This window comes from Paenibacillus algorifonticola (genome assembly GCF_050481745.1).
GTDB classification, from domain to species: domain Bacteria; phylum Bacillota; class Bacilli; order Paenibacillales; family Paenibacillaceae; genus Pristimantibacillus; species Pristimantibacillus algorifonticola_A.
Map to the genome: position 1 here is coordinate 21,222 of NZ_JBCNGR010000058.1, position 22,771 is coordinate 43,992.

General features: G+C 46.7%; 10 protein-coding genes. All 10 read right to left on the minus strand.

Features of this window, described 5'->3' with window-relative positions; all coding sequences use genetic code 11:
* Positions 1-115: 115 nt before the first annotated feature.
* Positions 116-1,633 carry a carboxylesterase/lipase family protein gene (locus ABEW34_RS30690; protein WP_430165249.1) on the minus strand — a complete coding sequence of 506 codons (1,518 nt, stop codon included), beginning with the start codon at positions 1,631-1,633 and terminating at the stop codon, positions 116-118.
* 30 nt (positions 1,634-1,663) lie between these two features.
* The gene (locus tag ABEW34_RS30695; RefSeq protein ID WP_430165343.1) at positions 1,664-2,563 is read right to left on the minus strand and encodes a carbohydrate ABC transporter permease; all 900 of its coding nucleotides are present in this window, start codon (positions 2,561-2,563) and stop codon (positions 1,664-1,666) included.
* Positions 2,564-2,626: 63 nt separating this feature from the next.
* Positions 2,627-3,577 (minus strand): ABC transporter permease, encoded by a 951-nt coding sequence (locus tag ABEW34_RS30700; protein WP_430165346.1) that lies wholly within the window; start codon positions 3,575-3,577, stop codon positions 2,627-2,629.
* A 117-nt stretch (positions 3,578-3,694) separates the two neighbouring features.
* Complete coding sequence (locus ABEW34_RS30705) at positions 3,695-5,398, minus strand: ABC transporter substrate-binding protein (protein ID WP_430165251.1); 1,704 nt, start codon at positions 5,396-5,398, stop codon at positions 3,695-3,697.
* Between the two features lie 102 nt (positions 5,399-5,500).
* The gene (locus ABEW34_RS30710; protein ID WP_430165254.1) at positions 5,501-7,243 is read right to left on the minus strand and encodes a sensor histidine kinase; all 1,743 of its coding nucleotides are present in this window, start codon (positions 7,241-7,243) and stop codon (positions 5,501-5,503) included.
* A 23-nt stretch (positions 7,244-7,266) separates the two neighbouring features.
* Positions 7,267-8,832 carry a response regulator transcription factor gene (locus ABEW34_RS30715; RefSeq protein WP_430165257.1) on the minus strand — a complete coding sequence of 522 codons (1,566 nt, stop codon included), beginning with the start codon at positions 8,830-8,832 and terminating at the stop codon, positions 7,267-7,269.
* A gap of 265 nt (positions 8,833-9,097) precedes the next feature.
* Positions 9,098-10,609, minus strand: coding sequence for a glycoside hydrolase family 43 protein (locus tag ABEW34_RS30720; protein WP_430165260.1), 1,512 nt, complete (start codon positions 10,607-10,609; stop codon positions 9,098-9,100).
* Positions 10,610-10,925: 316 nt separating this feature from the next.
* Complete coding sequence (locus ABEW34_RS30725) at positions 10,926-18,935, minus strand: endo-1,4-beta-xylanase (protein ID WP_430165263.1); 8,010 nt, start codon at positions 18,933-18,935, stop codon at positions 10,926-10,928.
* 371 nt (positions 18,936-19,306) lie between these two features.
* On the minus strand, positions 19,307-20,926 hold the full coding sequence (locus ABEW34_RS30730) for a response regulator transcription factor (RefSeq protein WP_430165266.1): 1,620 nt from the start codon (positions 20,924-20,926) through the stop codon (positions 19,307-19,309).
* A gap of 94 nt (positions 20,927-21,020) precedes the next feature.
* Entirely contained in the window at positions 21,021-22,757 is a 1,737-nt protein-coding gene (locus tag ABEW34_RS30735; RefSeq protein WP_430165269.1) for a sensor histidine kinase, read from the minus strand.
* Positions 22,758-22,771: the final 14 nt, after the last annotated feature.

Here is a 22,771-nt window from a genome sequence, read left to right on the forward strand (position 1 = left end):
ACTAATCGAATATGTTCTCAAAGCAAAGAAGCTGGTGCCTTGTATATCAAGCGCCAGCTTCTTTGCTAAAGATAGGATTTCGAAGCAAGGTACAGAACCAGGAAATGGCTCTTGCTTAGCGCTTGAAATATTGCCTGACCAGAAATTGCATAACCTCACCAGGAAGCTCCTCCACAAACTCCGCCTTTTCCGCAAATTTCATGCCGTAAGGTGCTTCCGCTGTACACGGTTTCCAAAGAGGCATATCCTCTCCGGTTGAATCTTTGCCATTTGGATCTCCCGTGCCAATGAAATAGGCAAGATAATTGCACATCTGACGGGCAAGATCATAATGCTTGCCCACAAAGGGACGCCAGCATTTGGCTAGTGTCTCGAAGTGAAACCACAGATCCACCGAATGAAAGGTTCCCGGATTGTCCCAGCCCGGAATGTCTGCATCAAAAGTGTAATAATACATAGGGACGCCGCTGCCGGAATCACTGTTGGCCTTAACGGAAACACGGGCCGCATATTCAATATGGTTAACGGAAGCCTGACTTATCAATTCTTCCAGATTTTCTGAATGATCAGCAAATAGCTTAAGGTATTCCTTCGCTTCCTCGCCGAACATTTCAACAGCCATAGCATTAAATTCATCTACGCTGCTGACAACGGGTACGCTGAAAAATTCGGAGGCGGTATTTCCCAGCATAATCGGTACCTTATGCTGCTGCCCCTTCAGAAAAAGGTCATAAGGATTGCCTTTACAGTACACTTGGTCCACAACTGTTCCCCATAATCCGCCATAATCCAGCATTTTATCGCGAATATATACGGCGTCCAGTTTGCGAGCCTCTTCCAGTGTCGACACACCCATAAACTCAAAGAAGGACACCCCCTCCTCCTCAGCCGCCTTAAGGGATCGGTTCCTTGGAGGCACTGGGTTGTTTGGGTAGAGCGGAGTGAAGACCCCGCTCATAATTACGGCCCGCTGGAACAGTCCCTCATTTTGCGGGGAGGTCAGCTGGCTCAGCACACTTCCGCCGCCGGCCGATTGCCCCCCTATTGTGATTTGATCAGGATCTCCGCCAAAAGCAGCAATATTTCGTTTCACCCACTGCGTACCCGCCTGCTGATCCAGATGTCCAAAATTCGCGGGAGCATCGGGCGATTCGGCAGTAATTTCAGGATGGCTTAGAAAGCCAAAGGCATTCAAGCGGTAATTCACGGTCACTACGACAATCCCTCTGCGGGCAATACGTTCGCCGTCAAACTCCATTTCCGCCGTATGTCCGACCTGGAAACCTCCGCCAAAATACCATACAAAAACGGGAAGCTTCTCATCGGTATGTTTCGCAGGTGTCCACACATTAAGATAAAGACAGTCTTCATCCATCGGAAGGTTTGGATCAACAGCCCATTCCCGGGAATAAATATTATTGATATCAATGACGGTCGGTACTTGCATGGAAATAGGGGCAAAATCATACGCTTTCCATTTCCCATCCCAGCTTTGCACAGGCTGAGGAGCGCGCCAGCGGTTTTCTCCAATAGGCGGCGCTGCAAACGGAATTCCCTTGAAGCTGGTAATACGCGGATCAGCCGCCGGCAAACCTTGAATGATCCCATTCTCAACATGCACTTCTCTTAACATGCTTTCGCTCCTCTCTGAATAAGCTCCTACTTACCCTTTTACTCCGCCTACCATCATGCCTTTAACAAAATATTTCTGTAGGAACGGATACACCATAATAATCGGCACCGAGGCAACAATCGTCATCGTAGCACGAACGGCCATCGGCGTAACCATATTTTGCTGACCTCCGGTGGCCCCTTGAATCATTCCATCCATGCTGGATGTTCCGGTGGTCGTATTGGAGTTCTGTAGAATTTTCTGCAGCTCATATTGCAAGGTGCTTAAGTTGCTGTCTGATGAATTATAAAGAAATACGTCAAACCACATATTCCATTGGTATACCCCAGAAAATAAAGCAACCGTTGCTAGCACGGGCACCGTTAACGGCAAAATAATATTGAAAAAGGTTCTGTAATCTCCTGCACCGTCAATTTTTGCCGACTCCAGAATACTTTCCGGAAGATTTTCAATAAAGGAACGGATAATGATCAGGTTGAAAACGCCAATGATACCCGGAAGAATATACACCCAGAAGCTGCCCACCAGCCCCATATCTCTCATTAGGAGATAATTAGGAATCAGTCCTCCGTTAAAATACATGGTCATGATGAAGGCCACGGTGATGAATTTGCGCAGCACATATTCCTGTCTGCTAAGCGTAAAAGCCACCATGGCTGAGCAGAAGACTGTGACGACGGTTCCTATGACTGTCCGTAGGACTGAAATGAAAGTCGCATGAAAAATGGTCGCCTCTCTAAAAATATAGCTATAGTTAGCGAGTGTCCACTCTCTTGGCAGCAGGTATATTCCGCCCTTTATTGAATCCTGTGCACTGTTGAGAGAAACCGCAAGTACATTCAAAAATGGGTAGAGAGTAATAATCATCAAAAAAATCATAAAGCTGTAGTTGCAAATGACGAACAAGCGGTCACCGATGGAAGAGTTCATTTGATGCTTGTTCCGTTTATTCTTTTTGACAGCTACGGTTTCCATTTTCGTGCTCCTCCTTTTCTAATACAGCCTGGCTTCGCCCATACGTTTCGCAGCGTTATTCGCTATGAACAAGAGAATGAAGCTGACGACGGTCTTGAACATGCCTGCAGCAATGGAGAGAGAGAAATTGCTCTGGGCAATCCCGTATTTCAACACGAAAATATCGATGTTTTCGGAATAATCCACATTCATGCCGTTGCCTAGCAAATACTGTGGTTCGAAGCCCGACTCCAGCAGATATCCGATATTCATAATTAGCAGGATGATCACAACCGATTTAATACCAGGCAGTGTAATATAAATCATCTTTTTGAAACGGTTTGCGCCATCAATTTCTGCAGCTTCATATTGCGTAGGATCAATCGTAGTCATCGCTGCCAGATACACAATGGTATTCCATCCGATGTCTTTCCAAATAGAGCTGGCTCCGAATATGGTCCAGAAATATTCAGGAATGCCTAAGAATAATATTTCACTACCGCGATCAATAAAACCTAACCCTACCAACAATTGGTTGATCGTTCCATCCGGCGACAGTGTCGTTTGGATAATACTCGCAGCTACGACCCAGGATATAAAGTGAGGTAAATAGCTGACTGTCTGAACGACACGTTTAAAGGCGATATTGCGTACCTCATTAAGCAGCAAAGCAAGTGTAATCGCGGTAACGAAACCAAAAATCAGATTAATCGAGCTCATAGCCAGCGTATTCCGAAGAACCCTGAGAAACCGATCATCCCCGAACAAAAATTTAAAATGCTCGAACCCAATCCAGGCTTGATCCATAAATTTCTTAGCTGGCTTATAATCCTGGAAAGCGATGGTCCAGCCCCATAGCGGTAAATATTTAAATATAATTAGCCATATTAAAAAGGGAACGGACATGATGGCAAGGGCCCGCTGTTGAAACAGCCTCTTAAAGAAAAGACTGATTCGGCTCGGGTGTTTGTTTGCCTTTGACTGTGACATGGCCAATACCGTATTTTTGTCCACCTTTATTCTCTCCTTCCAAAACCATACGGGTAAAGCAAACATTCAGAAAGGCCAGCCCCAACCGATGCAGTCTGGCCTTTCTCATAAACAGGATTACTGGTTCGCCATCTCAACCTTCAGCTTCACTTGCTCTGTTGTCCATTTTTCATAGCCAGCCGTGTCTAGCTTGCCGAATTCCTTCATATACTCCTCCCATATCGCATCAAACTTATCAGGAGCTGCCATTACCATTTTCGGGAAGTATTTCTTCGTCATTTCATCCTTGCTTGCTTCCCATAGCTGTTCCGGTGAGTTTTGCTCCTTGGCAAAGCCCCAAGCAGGGAAGTAAGGACGGCTTACCGGCTCAGCATACAACTGGCTATAGGTTTGAACACCATATTTATCCAAAATTAATTTATCCTTCTCTGTCAGTGTCATTTGGAAAACCTCTGGTTGGCTGGCAACATTCCGGGCATTTCCGTTAGCCAGTGTAGAGGTCGCATTATACATTGGCCAGTTCCAGCTGTAATATTTGAAGCCAAAGCTTTCTCTGAACGGCTCATCAATTTTGTCAATTTGCTCTTGCGTACGATAGTAGCGGCCTTCTTCATTTACTTCATAGGTTTCGCCCTTGATTCCCCATGACAACAGCGTTTGATTCTCTTCCGTCAGCATATTGTCAAAGTATTGAATGATTCGGACCGGATCCTTGGCGCTAACCGTAATCCCGATTCCGCGGTTGGTTACTAGTCCACCCGGAGGATCCAGATAAGCATCCGGCGTATTTTCATCAAAGGTAATTGGAAGCGGGAAGTAATTATATCCGTCCAGGGAAGGATCTTTTCTTGCCGCATCCTTCAGTACATTAAGCGCATTGTCTACCTGCCAGCGGTAATCGAAAAAGCCGAGTACCTTGTGGGAAGTTAATTTGGCAATATATTGGTCGTAGTTGTCTACAAAGGACGCTTTGTCAAACAGTCCATTTGCATTGAGATTATTTAATTGTTTCAGCCACTTCTTGGTAGCATCTGAGCCTGCATACGTTTTTGCTTCCCAAGTGTTGGTATCGACCATAACGTTGCCATCATTCGGATAGCCCATAAGGTGCATAGGCGGATTGGAGGTTGCAAAAAATCTCCAGTCATGTGTAAGTGACACTAATCCTGTCAGATTTTCGTCCTTATGCTTCTCCCGGTAATTCGTGATTAGCTCGACGTATTGATCCAACGTTTTGATCTTGGGATATCCAGCTTCCTCCAGCACACGACGCTGTACCCAGAAAGCCGCTCCTGCTTCCGGCTCAGGAATAAAATCGTTCACCTGTGCGGCAATAGGGAGGAAATAGATTTTTCCATCTTTAGATTTCATTTGATTCAGTGATTTTCCATAAACCCGCTTGATATTCGGACCGTATTGCTCAATGAGATCATCGAGAGGTATAAAAGCACCAGCATTCAGCACTTCTTCTATTGCTGCATCCGGGATTAGCACATCTGGGTAATCGTTAGCGGCAATCATCGTTCCAATCTTTGTATTTAAGTCGCCTACCACAAACTCCAGCTTAAAATTAACACCGGTTTGATCCTCAAGGAGCTTGCCGATGGTCGTTTGATTGGTATTTCCATCCTTCGAGCCGGCTACCCCGTTGAAAATTTTAAATGTTACTTTATCTTGCTTTGCTTCGGCACTCGCACTACCACTCGGCTCCGCCGTTCCTGTACTTCCCTTGGTCGTATTGTTGCCAGAGCAAGCTGTAATCATAGATAACGATAAAACGGCAGTTAGACAGAGAAGCCACATTCTTCTGGTTTTGCTCATTGCTTTTACTCCCCCTTTTATATGAATGATGTGTTACTCCCTTAGTATAAAAGCGTTTTCATCCCATCGTTACCCATTAAATTATGGTTTATTCTTTGAAAACTATGGATTCGTTGGAATTTTCAGCACGATCCGTGTTCCTTCACCAGGCCCGCTATGTACTTCAAATAACATTCGGTCGCCATAAAGCATTTTGCCCCTGTAGATTACATTCTGTATCCCTATCCGGTCACCAATAATGTCCTCCGTCGTAAGGTAATCATACAGCCTGCTGACCTGTTCCCCGTTCATGCCAATGCCGTTGTCTTGGACTGAGAAAACGACAAAATTCTCCTCAATCCCAATTCGGATATCAATTCCCCCGCCTTTTTTCAGCGGTTCAATCCCATGAATACTCGCATTCTCCACAAAGGGAAGGAACACCATCTTAGGAACTACACAAGCACGGGCCTCAGGCTCTACATCGACCTGGTATTTCAGCTTGTCCTCAAAACGGTATTTTTGGATTTCTAAAAAACACATGATAAAACCCAATTCCTCCTCTACCGTTACCCATTCCTTATTCCAGGTTAAGGAGCTGCGTAGAATCATCGCCATGCTCTGAATCATTTTGGCTGTCTCCTTCTCTTGCTTAAGCAGACTCCTCATCCGTATCGTTTCCAGCGCATTGAACAGGAAATGGGGATTAATCTGACTTTGAAGAGCATTCAGCTGAGCCTTCCGCCGTTCCAGCTCAAGTGATTTTTTCTGTATGGCCGTAATATACACATCGTTAATTAATGTCTTAATCTGCATAATCATATTGTTGAATTCGAGTGTCAGTTGACCGATTTCATCACGTGCTTCCCCATACATGATCATCTGGAAATTCTGTGTTTTTACTTTCTTCATATGCTTTAGGATTTCGATAATCCGTACGTTAATGGACCTTGTAATAATTAAAATGATGACAGTAGGAAAAATCATCATCACGCAGCCGGACCAAAGAATGAAATAGCGTGACTTCAGCTCCTCCTTAATAATCTCATGCTCATTGATGGTACCTACGATCTTCCAGCCGCGCAAATAACTGATGCTGCCATAGCCCTTTTCAAATTGGATAAGATTGTCTGTTTTCAGGGAGCTGTATAGATGCTTCGTATTGGTCTGCCAGTCAATTGCCTGGTTGGTTGTGTATTCTATTCGGTCTCCTGGACCCAGCAGGTACATATCTCCCTTCACATTTAAATTGGAAAAAATTTCTGTGATATCAATCGTCTTGAAGTCAAGTTTGATCAGCTTTTCCTTGTCCATTCGATCCGCAAAATAATCCATTCTCCGAAGCAGCGAAAAGGATTGAAACTGCCCCTCCGGGTCTTCGATGCGAACAAATACAGGCTGTGGTGACGCCTCCTTCAGCCAAAGCTTATACCATTCTTCTTCACGAACCTCATCGGATAATATGCCGATATTGCCTGAATTCAAAAGCGTGGGATTGTCTACATATATCGTTTTGTTCTGCAGGGAAGAAGAGAACGGGGAGTAATTGTTCAATATTGATCTTAAATACAGATCATAGGCTTCTACATAGTCTTCCGTATGCGTGAAATTCATGTTCAACACTTCATTGGTTTTGTAATCCGCATAAAAGAAGGAGGACAACCCAACACCTTGGTCAACCATTAACTGGAATTCATTTTTAATTTGCTCCACGGCACGGTCAATATCATTGATTCTTTGTTCTTTTACATTCTCGGTAATAATATTATAAAAAATCGCATTCGTCAGAATGATAGGAGCAATGACACCAAGGAAATATACCAGAAACATTTTGTTCCTCAGCCGGATATTATTCAGTAATTTCATAGAATACCCTTCCCCTCCTCACGTTAGCGCTTGCCAATGCGGCTTCTATATTCCGTAGGGGTCATCTGTCCCAGCTTTTCAAATTGCGTCACGAAATAATCAGCATTTTTGAAGCCCACCTGTTCGGCAATTTCATAAATTCGCAAATCGGTCTGTCTTAGAAGCTTCTTAGCTTCCGTAATACGCAGCTGCAGCAAGTAGTCGTTGAAATACATACCATAGTTTTTTTTGAATATTTGTCCGAGATAAGCAGAATTCATATAAAATTGATTAGCAATACTTTTCAGATTTAGATTTTCATGAAAATTTTTATCTACATAACACTTAATTTTATAAATCCCGCCACTTCCGTAGCTTTGATAGAGACTCTGAATCAACCCGGCAGCCTCCAGCGCAAAGGTTTCAAATAGTGCCCGGAGCTCGCTAAATGTAATGTTATGATCCTGCCAGTTCATGATCGGCACAAGACTTGCCAGCCGCTTCTCATCACCTTCCATACTTCTGACCGTATTCAGCACACTGTGAACACATTGAATAGTAGCCGCTTTTATGGCTTCCTGTGATACAACCTTCTCTGTAAACTCCGTAAACATCCGGTCGATAACCAAAACAAGCTGATGCTCGTTGTTCTCTTCAATAGCTTCGATGATTGTCCGATACACCTCATCCCTAATATGGACATAATTAAGCTCCATATCGGCAATGTCCGAATGCAGCAAGATTCGCTCTGTGTGTCTGAAGTATTTATATTGCACGGTTTCCTTGGCACTGACGTAAGAATGCTTCAACAGCATGAAGGAGTTTACCGTTCTGCCCACATAGGCTTGAATGTCTAATGAGAAGAGATTATTAAGCTGGTGCAGACAATCTGCCATGAAGCTCCGGGCATCACCATGATGTCCCCTTAAATAGAGATCAGGTATAATAAAGCCGAATGCGCGGCGATGCTCGTACACAATCGGAGCTTCCGAACAAAGCTGCTGAACGGATTGCTGAATGGCATATTTCAGTTCTGCCTTAGGAGGGATGAGCCTGTCTCCCCAGGGGAACACATTATTGATTTCCAGCAATACGTACATGAATTCCTTAGCCCCCATACCCGTCCAATGCTTTTCCCAGGCTTCAAGAGCATTGTCCTTGGCTTCACCGCGGATGAGCGTCTCAATCAATTTCTCGCCCTCATGTACAATAAGTTTCTCTCTTAGCTCTTTCTGCGCAGAAAACTTTTCACGGTATTTATGAAGCGCTTTCACGATTTCGTTCTCATTAATAGGCTTGAGCACATAATCCAGTACCCCATACCGAACCGCCTGCTGGGCGTAACGGAAGTCGTTATACCCGCTGATAATAATAAATTCGGTCTCAAGCTGCGCCTCTGTTACGGCATGAATTAGTCCGATTCCATCCAGGCTTGGCATACGAATATCAGTAATGACAAGATGCGGCTGCAGCTTGCAGATTAGCTCTAGAGCGTCTTCCCCGTTGTCCGCCTCACCTATCACCTCAAAACCGCTGCTTTCCCAATCAATCATTTCTATCAATCCCTTGCGGACAAATAATTCGTCGTCAACAATTATGATTCCGTACATAAAAATCTCACTCCCATACTCTAGTTCATTCATTCTACTTTCTGTAATAATCGCCATTTTTAATGGTGAAAAATTCCGCAAGCATTGAAAAAACACACGATAACCATGCCGCCGAATTCTGGGCAAATCACAAAGCAAGTGGGGGGGTGATTAAATCGGAGCAAATATTCTTTACTAAAGAAAAGCAAAGGGTTTTCCTACAGCTTCCCTTTGCTCCAAAAATTGCAGCCTATTATTTAGACTCTATTCAACTGCGAATTTCGGCCTAATTTTGCCTATTATAATGAAAATAATCAAAATCAGCATAGCCGCCCGACTGACTGGTCGCATAGTTAAAAAGACCAATCCTATACCCCATAAAATGATCCAGCGTGTATTTCATTTGCAGCGTCTGGCCGATCGGCCTCCACGCTATCCCGTCTTCCGAATAAAAGAACCTTGCCTGGTCGATGCTGTCTTCAAAATTAAAATAAATTTTAAGATAAACCCTTTCACCAGTGAACACAACGCTTTCCACCGTATCCTCGTATCCGTCACCGCCGTTGATACACATCTCAATACTCAACTGTCCTTGCTCACCTGCTGCAATCCCAACAGTGCCAAAACCATTCTGCAGCGCCACCAATCCTGCCCGGTCGCCGGGCTGCATTCCGGAGATCTCCAGCACTGTCTCCACGCTGCAGGCTGGTCCCTCAGTCCGCTGCGTCAGCGTATTGCGAGCCTGCAGAATACCCTTTGCCAATTGACCAGTTCTGAGCCGCAAATAGCTAGGCCGCTCTGTAACAGACCACAGCCTGTTATCAGGATTATGATTCCACTGCCAGTTCAAAGCAAGCCGGTCAGCAGCATAGTCGAATTCATCACTAATAACAAGCGGCTTCGGTTCAGCAACGGGAAGCTTCGTCATAACTACATGAGATGCTGTACCGTTATCCCCGATTATTGGCCAATCATCCTCCCACTTCATGGGAAGCACGCAGGGAACCCGACCAACCGCATCACGATCCTGAAATACTACTGTATACCATTCGTGATCCGGCGTATCGACAATACCGCCCTGTGCTAAACCGTTATTCAAATAGCCCATATCGTCATCCAGAATTATCTTTCGCTCATAGGGACCCAGAAGCTCACGCGAACGGTAACATATCTGACGTCTGCGCTTATTTCCAGTTCTCGGCCATTCAATAAAGAACAAGTAGTAATAACCGTTTAGCTTATACGCATGACATCCTTCGATCCGCAGACCTATGTCCGTCCGTTCGCCTTCAAGCAGCAGTTGATCGACCCCACCGGGCTTCATAGCCGTAAGATCTTCCGTAAGCTCTTTAATACGAATATCACCATTGCCGTAGATTATATAATTGTGGCCATCGTCATCCAGCAGAAGACCCGGGTCATGGTAAAGATCTGGTATCACCGAACGCTCCCAGATTCCATGTTCAATATCAGCTGTGCGGTAGATATAAAACTGGTTCATGTCATTGGATGAAAAACAAACGTAGAACACCCCATCCTTGTAACGAAGGGAGGCCGCCCAAGAGCCTTTGCCGTAAATACCTTCTCCATTCAGCAGCCGATGGGCAGCGTTATCCTCAAAGGTATCATATACATAATTTACAATTTCCCAATCCTTCAAGTTAACCGATTTCATAATCGGGCAGCCTGGCATCGAATGCATACTGGTACTAATCATATAGAACTCAGACCCCACCCGGATTACGTCAACATCCGGTACATCTGACCACATGATAGGATTTGTTATGACAGCATTCACTTATAATACCTCCTATGGATAATTTTATATACTCGATAAACAGCCATGCTTCAAGCTTGAAACGCCCCGTTCGCTGCGGAGCGGGCAATTCGCCAAATGGCTCTCTCCTATTCTAAGTTAAACCTCACAAAAAAATAAACAATAAATGTATAAAACTAATCTGGACGTTCACAATTCTATCCATCTGCAGGCTGTAGCATTCCAAAAATATTCTTCTCCCAAGCTAGAAAAAAAGAGAGAAGGAAGCTTCAACAGCTTCCCTCTCTAGCTTCCTTCTCACTTTTCCCTATAATCAAGGAAGGCTGTTACTTAAAGCTTACTCTCCATAAATTCTGTAGATGATGACTGCCGCTTCCGCTCGCGTAGCTGTTCCGGTTGGATGAAGGGATTTTCCATCACCTTGGATAATCCCTTCATGGACCAAGGCTGCTATACTATCTATGGCATATTTGGCAACCTCCGTTCCATCTGTATAGCCGCTTAAATCTCCGGCGCTGCCACTGGCGGTTAGCCTATTTACCGCCTTCAACGCTCTGGCTGCCATAACCATCATATCCTGCCTCGAGATTTCTCCCTTCGGATTAAAGTTGTTGCCGTCCATTCCTTGAATAATCTCCAGTTTCTTAGCAATACTGAGGGCTTCATAGTAGTATGCTCCTTGACTTACATCTGCGAAATGGGTATCGGCTTCTGCGTCGAGGCCCAGAGCCCGCACCAGCAGCAGCACAAAGTCAGCTCTCGTAATGTTTTTCTCCGGACTAAAGGTCGTTTCGGAGGTTCCTTTAATAATCCCCTTTGCAGACAGCGCAGCAATCGCTTCAGAAGCCCAGCTGTATTTGCTGCCCAAATCTTTAAAATGGCTTGCTGGCATCGGTGTCGGCGTAGGTGTTGCTGTTCCTGTTGGCGTTGGTGTTGGTGTCGGAGTTGCTGCTGGTGTCGGCACCGCTGAACCCCCGCTGTTGCTAAGCGTGGTTACACGGGTGTTTGGACCGTCCATACTCCAGTTTCCTGCCGCATCACCTGCCTGCACCGAGAACGCATACCCTGTGCCCGCAGCAAGTCCGGACACCTCGTACCTATGCACCATTCCAGGCAGCGTCGCGATCTCCTCCTGTCCGCTGTAAATCTTGTAAGCCGTGACTGCTGTATCATCTGCAGACCCCGTCCATTCCAAGGTGAGTCCATAAGCCGTTATTTGAGAGGCTTCGAGCTTGCTTCCCTCCGACCATGACGGCGGGGTAGTGTCTGAAGCCCGCAGTGTGGTTGCTGAAACAGATGGTCCGTCCGTACTCCAATTTCCGCCTGTATCCCCGGCCTCTACCTTAAACGTATATTGCGTATCCGGTTTTAAGCCCGTTACTTGATGACTGTATACAGACCCGGTTACAGTCACCGTATATACGGCATCCGTAACGGTAACGGACTTGTTATCCACTCCAATTGTAATCCGGTAACCCGCAATACCGCTCTCATCTGCTGCCGTCGCCGACCACGTCAAGGTCAGTCCCTTACTCGTGACATTGGAGGCTTCGAGCATACTTCCTTCTGCCCAAACCGGTGGCGTGGTGTCTGACGTCGGCAGTGTAGTTACCGAAACGGAAGGTCCGTCTGTGCTCCAGTTGCCGGCAGCATCTCCTGCTTCCACCTTGAAGGTATACGGTGTATTTGGCATCAATCCAGACAACTGCTGCTGATATACACCTCCCATTACGGTTTCAACGGATTCCCCGCCAGTTATAGTGACTGGTACTTCATCGACGCCGTTGTAGATTCGATAACCGATGACCCCCAGGTTATCCGCAGCCGCCGGCCACGACAAGGTGACTCCGTTGCTGGTTACATGAGCCGCTTCCAGCTTGCTGCCCCCTGCCCAAGTCGGCGGAGCCTGATCTCCTTTGCCGATGAGGGTGAGGCTGCCGAACACCTCTGTTGACTTTGTGGCTCTGCCAAGCAGATCATTCCAGGTTGCCACACCGACCAGATTGGCTCCCGTTGCATTGTTTACTTGGGCATCAAACCGGATTTGTGTACCGTTTTTCGGGGTGATGGTTTTGAACGGAATCTTCATTTCCACCGTATACTCCGTTCCAGCCGTAACGGCCGCCGATTCAAATCCGGGAGAAACCGGCGGTGTCGAATTACTGAGAAACTTGAAGGACTGCTCACCGGCAAAGTTGACCCGGTATTGTCCATCATCTTCGCGGTATGGCCAGGCATTAACACGGTCCTCGTCCACATAGGCTTCGACTGAGTCCTGCTTTGTCTTATCCGCGTTGTCTTTGCTCAGCTGCGTATCCTTCACCTGGAACAGTACATACAGGTTTTCATCGTCCCACAGCGTTTTGGCTGTTCCGGATGCTGTGGACGATATCATCAAGTGGTTGTCGATTTGAATCTCAGGCGCATCCCTCCAGATGTCATCAATGGTTCCATCAATGTCCGGCGTACCATAATGCGCAGCAGCGCTCTTAGTCTCAGGCGTGATATAGAGCGGATGCTCGGCCAGATATTTCTCCGGATTGATAATGGCATAATAAGCAGGCTTCGGTGCCAGAGAACTGACGAAGGGCAGAGGATTCTGGCTGGCTCTCCAACTGGAGCTGTCTGTATATCCCCAGATGGTGACACGCGCGATCTTATCGGCATGCTTCTTATAGATTTGGAACAATTGGGCATACAAGTTCGCCTGCTTCTCCGCCCACTCTGCAGAAAGGGAGGAATTCATTCCAGCGAGAACATCAAGTTCGCTTATGGAGATTTCAACACCCAGTGAAGCGTATTTGACAATTGCTGCTTCCACATTGGCGGGCTGGGTTCTCATGTCGTAATGCGATTGCAGTCCGATCCCGTCAATCAGCAGTTCTCCGGGATGAGTCAGCGCATAACGGTCATTGATTTCTTTAACCATGTCGTAGATGGCGTCCCGCTTCTCCGGAAACTCGTCATTGAAATCATTGTAATACAGCTTGATATCGTTCCATTCCGGGTGTTTAACCAGCACTTCCCTTGCCGCAATAAATGCCTGCTCCACAAAGTCAGGACCTACAGAGTAGTACCAGGGCGACTGCCGGAGCGCATCCTTCCAGTCAGCAACAGCAGGTGGCCCATCTTGCATGGCTTCATTAACGACATCCCATGAGATTACCTTATCCCCAAAGTGTTCCATTACCGTTTGGATGTGGGTTCTCATATTCGCGAGCGCCGCATCGCGGCTGAGATAGATCGGGTTGCCTGCCTGATCCTTCAATGCATTGCCAGCTGCGTCTACCTGCTGTGTAAACCACGCTGGGGTCTGGCTGTGCCATACCAGTACATGTCCGTGTACTTTCATACCCATAGCCTGAGACTTTGCCGTCATTTCATCAGACCTCGTAAATGTATAGATACCCTTGTTTTTCTGCAGCGCATCCGGCTTCATCTCATTGCCAAAGGTCACACTGTTAAAATGATAGTTAAAAAAAGCGTTCTGTCCGTTGCCCGGGGTAATATCATTATTGCCCGGTACATTTCCAAGCAGGAAGTCACTCTTATAGACGTCTTTAAGAGGTACAATATTTTGCAGCGCTGTATCCTCGAAGCTGAAGTCATCAATATAATACGATGCTGCAGCACTGTTAGGGCTTTCTACATATAGAGTGACATCATTATGCAGATAACGGTAGGTGCCTTCCAGCTTGACCCACTCTCCGTTTTTACTGACGTTCTGGGTTGAAAGACTAATGTAATAAGGCGTTGGGGCATTGACCAGTGCTGTCAGCTTCAGTTGAGCGCTTGCCGGGTCAATCAGCTTCACCCATACGGTAGCTTTATACTCATTACCGATCTTGACAGCGTCCTTCAAATTAACGGACGGGCCATCCGAATTCGCGGTTCTGCCGGTTACTTTCAGGGAATAAGCTCCACCCTGAGTATGGTTGGCTTCATCGGTAGCCGCAAGCATTACGCCAGCACTGCCCTTTGGCTTGAAGCCTTGTACCGTTTGATCCTCAAAATCCCTTGTGGGTTTCACACCAGCTACAATAGTAAGCAGGCCAATCGATACGCTCGCACTGCCTTTCGATATGATTAGCGTAAAACCACCATTCTGGGAGGAAAGTGCGGCGGTCACTCCAAGCGCCTTCAGCTCTTCCTTGTTATTCAGATACTCTTGTGCTTTGGTCTTTAGCGTGGCTGCGTCATCACCCGCTGCATTCGGAACGGTAATCTGGCTGCCGATTAGCAAGGCTGCTGCTTCTACCGCGAGTTGATCCTCACCCCGTTCGCCAGCTTCCCCTAATGCCTTAATCAATGTCACGTTCGAGAAGGTCACTTTGAAATCAGTCGAGGCACTGACATTGGTTCCATATAATTGAACCTTTGCATCCTTGAAAAATTCCGGGCTATACGTGGACGGACTACCCATGGCCGTCCACGTTGTTCCGCTATTCGTCGAAAAATAGCCTTGTACCACATTTCCCTCCTTTACAATCCGGAGAAAATAGTTTGTACCGCTCAAATTGGTTTGATTGGTATTGTTGGTAAATGCGGTACTGCCTGTTTTGCCTGAATTATTTACTTTAATATTGGTGCTTACTTTTCGCGCATTTATTCTGTAAAACTCACCGCTAGATGTTCGGCTGATGCCAAGCCCCACTTGGGAATTCTCACCCATTGAAGAATCATTAAGCGGCTTATCTACGGCAAGCTTCGCCGTCAGCGTCCAGCTGCCTTCAGCTGAACCCGGAAACTGCAGCATATTATGGCTGTTGGGATAGTCCGTATCGCCCTTCAATGTCTTGATTGTCGCCCCCTCAGCGCTATAGCTTAATGCATTTTGCGGCTCAACCGGATTCATGACTTCCCAATCCACTGGAAGGCCATTGGAAAAATCAACAATTTCGTTCGTACTGAAGGAGATTTTATACGACTTAACGTTTTCGCCTTTGATAAACCGGACAACTGCGGTACCTTGGGTGCTGTCTGCCTGCGAAATGCTAATGAGCACAGCGGGATCGTTAGAAACGGCCGTTACTTTCGGTATGGCGCTGCCGGATACTGTATAGGCGTAATCATGTTTGGCAGCATCAAAATGAGATGGCTGAACGCCGTCAATAAAAATACTGTATGAAGCAATAAGCTCAGGAGTCAGCGACAGCTGATCCGCATACAGGATGCTGGCATCCTTTGCATACACCGCTATAACCACCTTGGCAGTACCTGCCGGTTCATCATAAGTAAACGGCTGGTTAGGCGTCTCATGCCAGTCTGCAATCTTCACGTCAAGCGGCTGGAAAGAGCTTAGCGTGAGCGGCCCGCCTTCAAGTATGCGCCCAATAAACTTGCCGTTGCTCCAATAAGCAGGATCACCAGCCTCACGTGCTGGGTACGGTTCAGGCATATCGCGGCTATTAATCTCGCTCATGCCCAGCTGATTACCGTTCTTATCGAAATACACCAGTGCAACCTCCACGTCACCCGGATTTTCCGCAGCGACATCATAGCTCTCAGGCCGACTCATCATAGAGAGAAAGTAGCCCTTAAAGTTATAGCGCTCTCCCTTGTTCAGCTTTCCGGTAACATCCTGCCACATCCCGTCGTATTGCTGGTCGGCATTAATACGGCCCGATATTTTCCCTGATCCGGCTACCTTCGAGGTAGCGTTGTTTTTCAGATAACGGGAAAGGCCCGAGTAGCTCTGAATGGTATCCGCAGTTAACGCAGGTCCATTCACAACCGATTCAAAGCTTCCATTGTTGTAACGTCCTGTGGACCAATTATCTGTATTGGAGGACGTTGCGGTATCAAAATCTCCATTTAGCAGTATGTTCCCTGGTATGGAGGCTGTCGAGTTATTAGCAGCAAGACTCCAGTCGGAATCGTTGGCTCCGAACAGAAAGCGGTCAACGGTGATCGCACCACTAGATCCATTCGGTACGGCAGCAATATACAGATCCTTATGCCCATAGGCGCTAAGATCACCCGTATCGACCATAGACTGGAATTTACTGTATGTGTCATTGGCTGGTACCGAAATTTCCGCTACACGCGTACCTTTGGACAGGACATCCGCATTGCTGCTCACAGCGGTTCCTACCGGAAGTACATAAGCGGTAAGCTTCCCTCCTTGAGCCGACTTCGTCTGGGCGGTCAGATATAGCAAGTGTCTGCGCACAACACCGCCGTTGGCGGAGCCATCAGCAAAGTTTAGATTTTTGTAGGCCAGGTACTCACCGTCACTGAGTGACACCGCCTCGCCTGCGCGGCCGGCATTTCCGGCGCTGTCGCCAGGTACGCCGTTATCATTTCCCTCCGCCTCAAGAGTGGAGAAAATGTCGCGTTCCCCGTCAAGGCCCTTATAGGCGGCAAAAGCACCCTGAGACGGAACGATAGTGACAATGCTGGCGGACGGGATGTCGATTGCGAACTTGCCGTTCGTTACTGGAATCGTTCCCAGCTTCTTCTGATTTTCGCTTCCAGAAGTACGGAACACGGTTACACTTGTCGTGCCGGCCGGGAAATCCTTCAGGCTGAATTCAAGCGGCTGAATGCTGTCATCATTTTTGGCATTGGAAACCGTGATCGAGTAATCATTGGTATTTGGGTTCTTGAACCCAATCACATTCATATCGGCTGCGGGAACACGTGTAACATCAAAACGAACATCGCCGGGATTCATAAACCGGGAGAAGTGCCCGTATCCGTAAAAACGCTTAAATATACGATATTCTCCAGTTAACGTACTGATACGTCCCGGCTCCTGTTGGGAGTTAGTAGTGACGAAGCGAATGAGGTCAGAGCCATCCGCTCCGTTACTATCCCACATGCTCCACCAGACAAAGCCGTAAAAGCCGGGGTTGCTGCTGAACATATTGGTCATCAAATTGGACCAGCGCACTGCGTCATTGATATTCTGATTGCCATACCGCTGCGTATATGCGCCGGCTGATCCATCCGCGGTATCCTGATTCATAAACTCTGCCTGCCACAGCTTATACTTGGTCAGGTATTCGGGATACTTGCTCCCATCCTTTGTATAATCCAAAGGACTTTGGGCAAAGTCACCTGTATGGTACAGTTTGTTTTCATCCGTCCCTATGCCGACCGTGCCATACAAATGGGTGGTAAATAAATCAAGATACGGATTTTTGTCCAATGCATTATCAGGGTCGGTTTGAGAGAATACTTCGCCGCCTCTGCTTAGCGAGGCGCTAAGATTGGTTCCGTCCACGGCGGCAAGCTGAGGGATAAAGTAAATGAGCTTTCCGTCTGGGTTTTGGATATCATAAAGGGCCCCGCCTGGCTGCATCGATTTTTTCAAGGTAGGACCGATATAACCATTAATTAGCTCTGTTACATATGAAGCAGTTCCGCCTGCCAGATCAACCTCGTTAAAGGGATTGATGTGGGTAATCGGAATCCCCCATTGCTCCCACATTCCCCGGATATACTGAACGAGATAATCTGCGTAGGCCTGATAGTAAATTTTTACTGGTTTACCATTTATCGTAACTGTGTCGCCACGTACGATTTTGCTCGGTGAATTAGTTGAAGATTGGCTCATCCAGTAAGGTACAGTCCACGTACAAGCGTAGAATTGCGTGACGCCATACTGCATCGCCTGACGCATCGTCCAGACTTGGTCGAAATCGAACAGCTCTTTGCGGGTACGCGGCGAGTTTTTAATTACAACAGGATCTTCCCCCAGTGCGCTAAGTAGATTGGTTGGGCCCCCATCGTCATTGTCAATTGGCTGATTCCAAGACGGATAATCCCAGACGAAATCTTGCACCGGTACCAGCGTACCAGGAGCGTGTTCAGGCTCAACAGGCCAGATACTGTCGGTATTGCCGTCTGCATAGCGGTTTTCAGCTTCTATTTTATAACCATACTGACCCGCCGATCCCCTCATGGGAATGGCATTTCCTTCAACATCGAAACCAGGATTGCTGACATCTGCAAGCAGGCCTGTTAGAGGATTGAACCCCGGGCTGGCTGCGGTGGCGCCTGTAGTGGCAAGGCCTCCGTTATCACCAATGATGACCCGGACAATGTCGTGGCCCGTGCCTTCTTGTTCACTGAAGGTCAGATCCAGCAGATGCCTGACGGTGTCTTGATGACCAGCCGTAGCGAGCTGCATCATATGAATGGAATCCGTGTATGCATAGGCAGCACCTACCCCATCCATTGTTTGGTACGTCTTGTACCAATCGGCGGTTACCTGTGCCGGGGCTGCAACTGCCGGAGCTGCCTGAATTGGAGTGGAAAATGGCACTGGGGTCATAACAGACAGCAGAAGCGCGCCAGCTATTGAAACCGCAAGTGTCTTTCTCCGAATTTTTTTAATCATTATACGTGTTCCTCCTTTTATCATTGAACTTGTTGTAAAATGATCGTGCGCATTTGATCTACAGAGCACTTATTCTCAATCAGCACGTCCGGTAGTGAAGTGTGAATTTCCCCCTTTCCTAAATCCAATACTGTATGCGCTTACATTATTTTGTCTGGTTATAGCTTACCAATTCAAAATTGAAATTTGTATGAGAACGATGCACGAAACATTTTAAAATAACACTATAATGATTTGTTTTTTTACGAAAAGAAAACTTCGGATTATTGCCGAATTTACTCTCGCTAACAGCAAAAAGCCCGGTTATAGAGAGAGTGGGCCGTTCACTCAAATCTCTCCATAAAAGAGCTTAGCTTTGGGAAATTCAATCATTAATTTTTTATAAGTTCTGTAGGATTCATACCGGTTATTTTTTTGAACAGTGTGCTGAAATAGGGAATGTTCTTATAACCGACACGCTCCGCCACTTCATACACCAGCATATTCCGCTCCATAAGCAGCTCGCGTGCCTTCTCGATCCGAACTCGGGTCAGGTAATTGTTAAAGGTTTCTCCGGTCATATTTTTAAAAATAATAGACAAGTGGTTCCGTGAAATGTATACCTTATCCGACAACTCGGCGAGTGTCAGCTCCTCCGCATAGTGCTCATGAATGTAACTGGTCATGAATTCGACAACCTGCCGGTGCTTGCTGCTTCCTTTCCATTGTCTGCTGCTGCAGATCTTGGTGATTTTGTCCATAAGCCAGTTTGCCAGCTGGTCCGGTACGATCAGGCCATTAATTTCCTTGGCAATCTGGTCATTGGTGAACAGGTCATCCAGCACCAAGCCGGATTCATACAGCGAGTAGGTTATAATTCCCCACAGCTCACTCCCAAGCATTTGTACGTAACCCTGCGAGATCCCCTCTTGATTTTTCATTTCCATTATATATTCCAGCACAAGCTGATGGGCTTCCACTTCCTGGGATGCCTTCATGGCTGTTGCCAGCTTATACGAAAATTTGACCGGAAAGAGGGCGACATTTCCCGGTTCGCTGCTGCTGTTCTCCTGGTATCTATACACTTCATGTGAGGAGGCGACACGCCATGCCCTTTGATCCATCGCGCGGAAAGCTTCTTCTGTTGAGTCTGAGAGGGTGGTCCATGAATGCTTCACTCCCCCGATTCCTATACGTGTAATCAGCTTTAGATAACTGCCAATACTGTCAATCAGCCTGATCCCCAGCTCTTTCAGCTTGTTATCCAACTGTTCGAGATTCCCAGCATCCGGGTGAATAATCAGTAATGCTCGGGTACTGTGCAGCTCAGCATATTCCAAATCAGAGAACAGCTTACGTGCTACTTCACAAGCAATATTGCTGACTGCAAACCGGAACAGGTTCCAATCGGAGACGGATAGACATCCGGCTCGTTCATCCCGAATCAGCTCGATGCCAACTGTGACATGCTTGCTATCCTGCCAAAAAAGATAAGACGGCGGAAGACGCGTGCTGTCTCTATATGCATGGTCAAGGGTACCTACAGCTGCGGAGCGGACCCACTCCTTTTCAACAAAAGGCTCATACAGCTTCATTTTAAACTCTAGCTCCCATTGCCTATTTCGCCTCTCCTCCTCTTCCTCAAGTTCCTGTACGACATTGCTCAAAATTGATTTTAACGTTGGCAGACTGATTGGCTTGGATACATATTCGGTCACATTAAACCTTAAAGCTTGTCTCGCATGCTCAAAATCCGAATAACCGCTGAGAATAATGATTTTACCTTTAAATCCTTCCTTCCTAAGCTGCTCCATCATATCCAGCCCATTCATCACGGGCATATAAAGATCAGTGATTACAATGTCTGGAAGGTTACGGCGGATTACCTCGAGGCCGTCCTCTCCGTTCATAGCCTCGCCAGCCCACTCTGCTCCCAGCTCATCCCAGGGAATCGCCCGTTTCATTCCATTAAGAACTTGACGCTCATCGTCGATGATTGCGATTTTCCACATTATGCTTACCTCCTAAACTCCTAAACTCCTTAAGTACGATAGCACGCTCGCTGTTCACTCCGCCTAAGAAAGCACTCCCTTTAATCATACGGGGTCAGTCATTTTTGCTTGGAGGCTCTATCAGCAACGGGAGCGTGATTTCCACTCTTGTTCCGCCTTCTTCACGTTCTCCTAGAACGATTCCATAACTCGCACCAAAATATCCGGCAATCCTCTCTCTCACATTGCGTATACCGTAGCCTCCTGTATGACGGTTATGCGGCCTGTCCTCAGACTGCTTCAGTCCCGAACCGTTATCATCAATGACAATGCGCACCGTATGACCAACTCTCTCCATTGCGATTGACACATAGCCGCTTCTCTGTTTGTTAAAGCCATGAACGATGGAATTCTCCACAAACGGCTGTAGTGTAAGCTTCGGAATATATAACGTTTGTAGCTCGGGGGAAGCCTCAATGCTGTATTCAAGTCCTTCTCCCCAGCGCAGCTGCTGGATTTCCAAATAACAATTTATATGCAGCAGCTCATCAGCTATAGGGATAAAACTGTTCCCGTTGGACAGGCCGATCCGAAACATACGACCCATTAGCTCCAAAATACGGCTAAGTTCATTCTGCCTTGCCTCAATCGCCATCCAGTTCAGCTGATCCAGCATATTATAAAGGAAATGCGGATTAATATTAGCCTGAAGTGCCTCAATTTCGGCTTTCCGCTGCTGCTCGTAACGGCGCTCCAATGAGAGATACAGTTCTTCAATCCTCTCGTTTTGCTTTCGGTAACCAGAGAATAAATAACCGAATTCATTCTCATAATCCACCGGAAGATCTACATTGTCGCCTCCTACGGAGTACACTCGCATCGCAGTTACAAGCCTTTTGATAGGCTTCGTAAACTGTCTGCTTAAAAAGTGGGTCAGGAGCACGACCAGCAAAACTGCTGCAATACCGATCAAGCCGATCCATTCTGCCAGCTTCAGGCTGCTTGCCGTAATTTGTTTCCAGGAGGTAAATTCAATAAGCGTCCAGATGGAATTATCCATTCTGGAGTAGACGAGCAGTGTATCACGCGAGTCATCCTTTGCCGGAATATGGACATAACCGGATTTATTACTTTTCACATCGATCCACCTAGACCAATCGTTCTGGTCCAGCGCATCACCTATTTTCATAATTTGCTGACCTTCGCTATCCACCATGATCCTGTTTGATCCATCCGAATTGCCCGTTAACAGTTTTCGTATTTCGTTGGCTTTGATGTGGACGACTAGAACTCCCAAATAATCGTTCTCAAAGACTATTTTTCTGAAGAAGCTTAGTACAGGAATCTCCCCTTGCGTACTGGGGAACATATACTCTTTGGACCAGCAATAATCGCTCTTCGCCAAACATTCAGCTCGTCCCTCTTTATCCAAATCCTTAAAATTTCGGAATTGAATATAGTTTTGCCGTTCACTTAGAATTGGATTATCCATATACAAGTCAATGCCTTGGATTAGAGGAATAGCATAAGTCAAATTTGCAAGAGCGCTTTCCACTTCAGCACGTCTGCGGTATCTCTCAAATTCGTCTTGTCTGTTCAGAAGATAATTGGTCAGCTCGCTATCGCGGGAACTGGACAGTGATATCTGTTCGATCATGACCAGCTTGGTGTTAATTTCATTATTCAATTCATCAAGGAGCTGTTGCTGGTAGTGGGAGGTGGTTTGTACGAGCGCCTTGGAAGAATTGCTGTAGCTTGTCCATGCGGTAACACCGATTACGGCAATAAGCACAATGGCAAAGCTATGAAAAAACAAACGGTCAATTCTATATTTTTTAAAAGGATTGAACAAATGCTCGACCTCCC

What these genes read in the sequence shown, in the direction of transcription:
- ABEW34_RS30700 (WP_430165346.1), bottom strand. Translation starts at nt 3,577, where the DNA reads ATGTCACAGTCAAAGGCAAACAAACACCCGAGCCGAATCAGTCTTTTC.
- ABEW34_RS30725 (WP_430165263.1), bottom strand. Translation starts at nt 18,935, where the DNA reads ATGATTAAAAAAATTCGGAGAAAGACACTTGCGGTTTCAATAGCTGGC.
- ABEW34_RS30695 (WP_430165343.1), bottom strand. Translation starts at nt 2,563, where the DNA reads ATGAACTCTTCCATCGGTGACCGCTTGTTCGTCATTTGCAACTACAGC.
- ABEW34_RS30690 (WP_430165249.1), bottom strand. Translation starts at nt 1,633, where the DNA reads ATGTTAAGAGAAGTGCATGTTGAGAATGGGATCATTCAAGGTTTGCCG.
- ABEW34_RS30705 (WP_430165251.1), bottom strand. Translation starts at nt 5,398, where the DNA reads ATGAGCAAAACCAGAAGAATGTGGCTTCTCTGTCTAACTGCCGTTTTA.
- ABEW34_RS30715 (WP_430165257.1), bottom strand. Translation starts at nt 8,832, where the DNA reads ATGTACGGAATCATAATTGTTGACGACGAATTATTTGTCCGCAAGGGA.
- ABEW34_RS30710 (WP_430165254.1), bottom strand. Translation starts at nt 7,243, where the DNA reads ATGAAATTACTGAATAATATCCGGCTGAGGAACAAAATGTTTCTGGTA.
- ABEW34_RS30730 (WP_430165266.1), bottom strand. Translation starts at nt 20,926, where the DNA reads ATGTGGAAAATCGCAATCATCGACGATGAGCGTCAAGTTCTTAATGGA.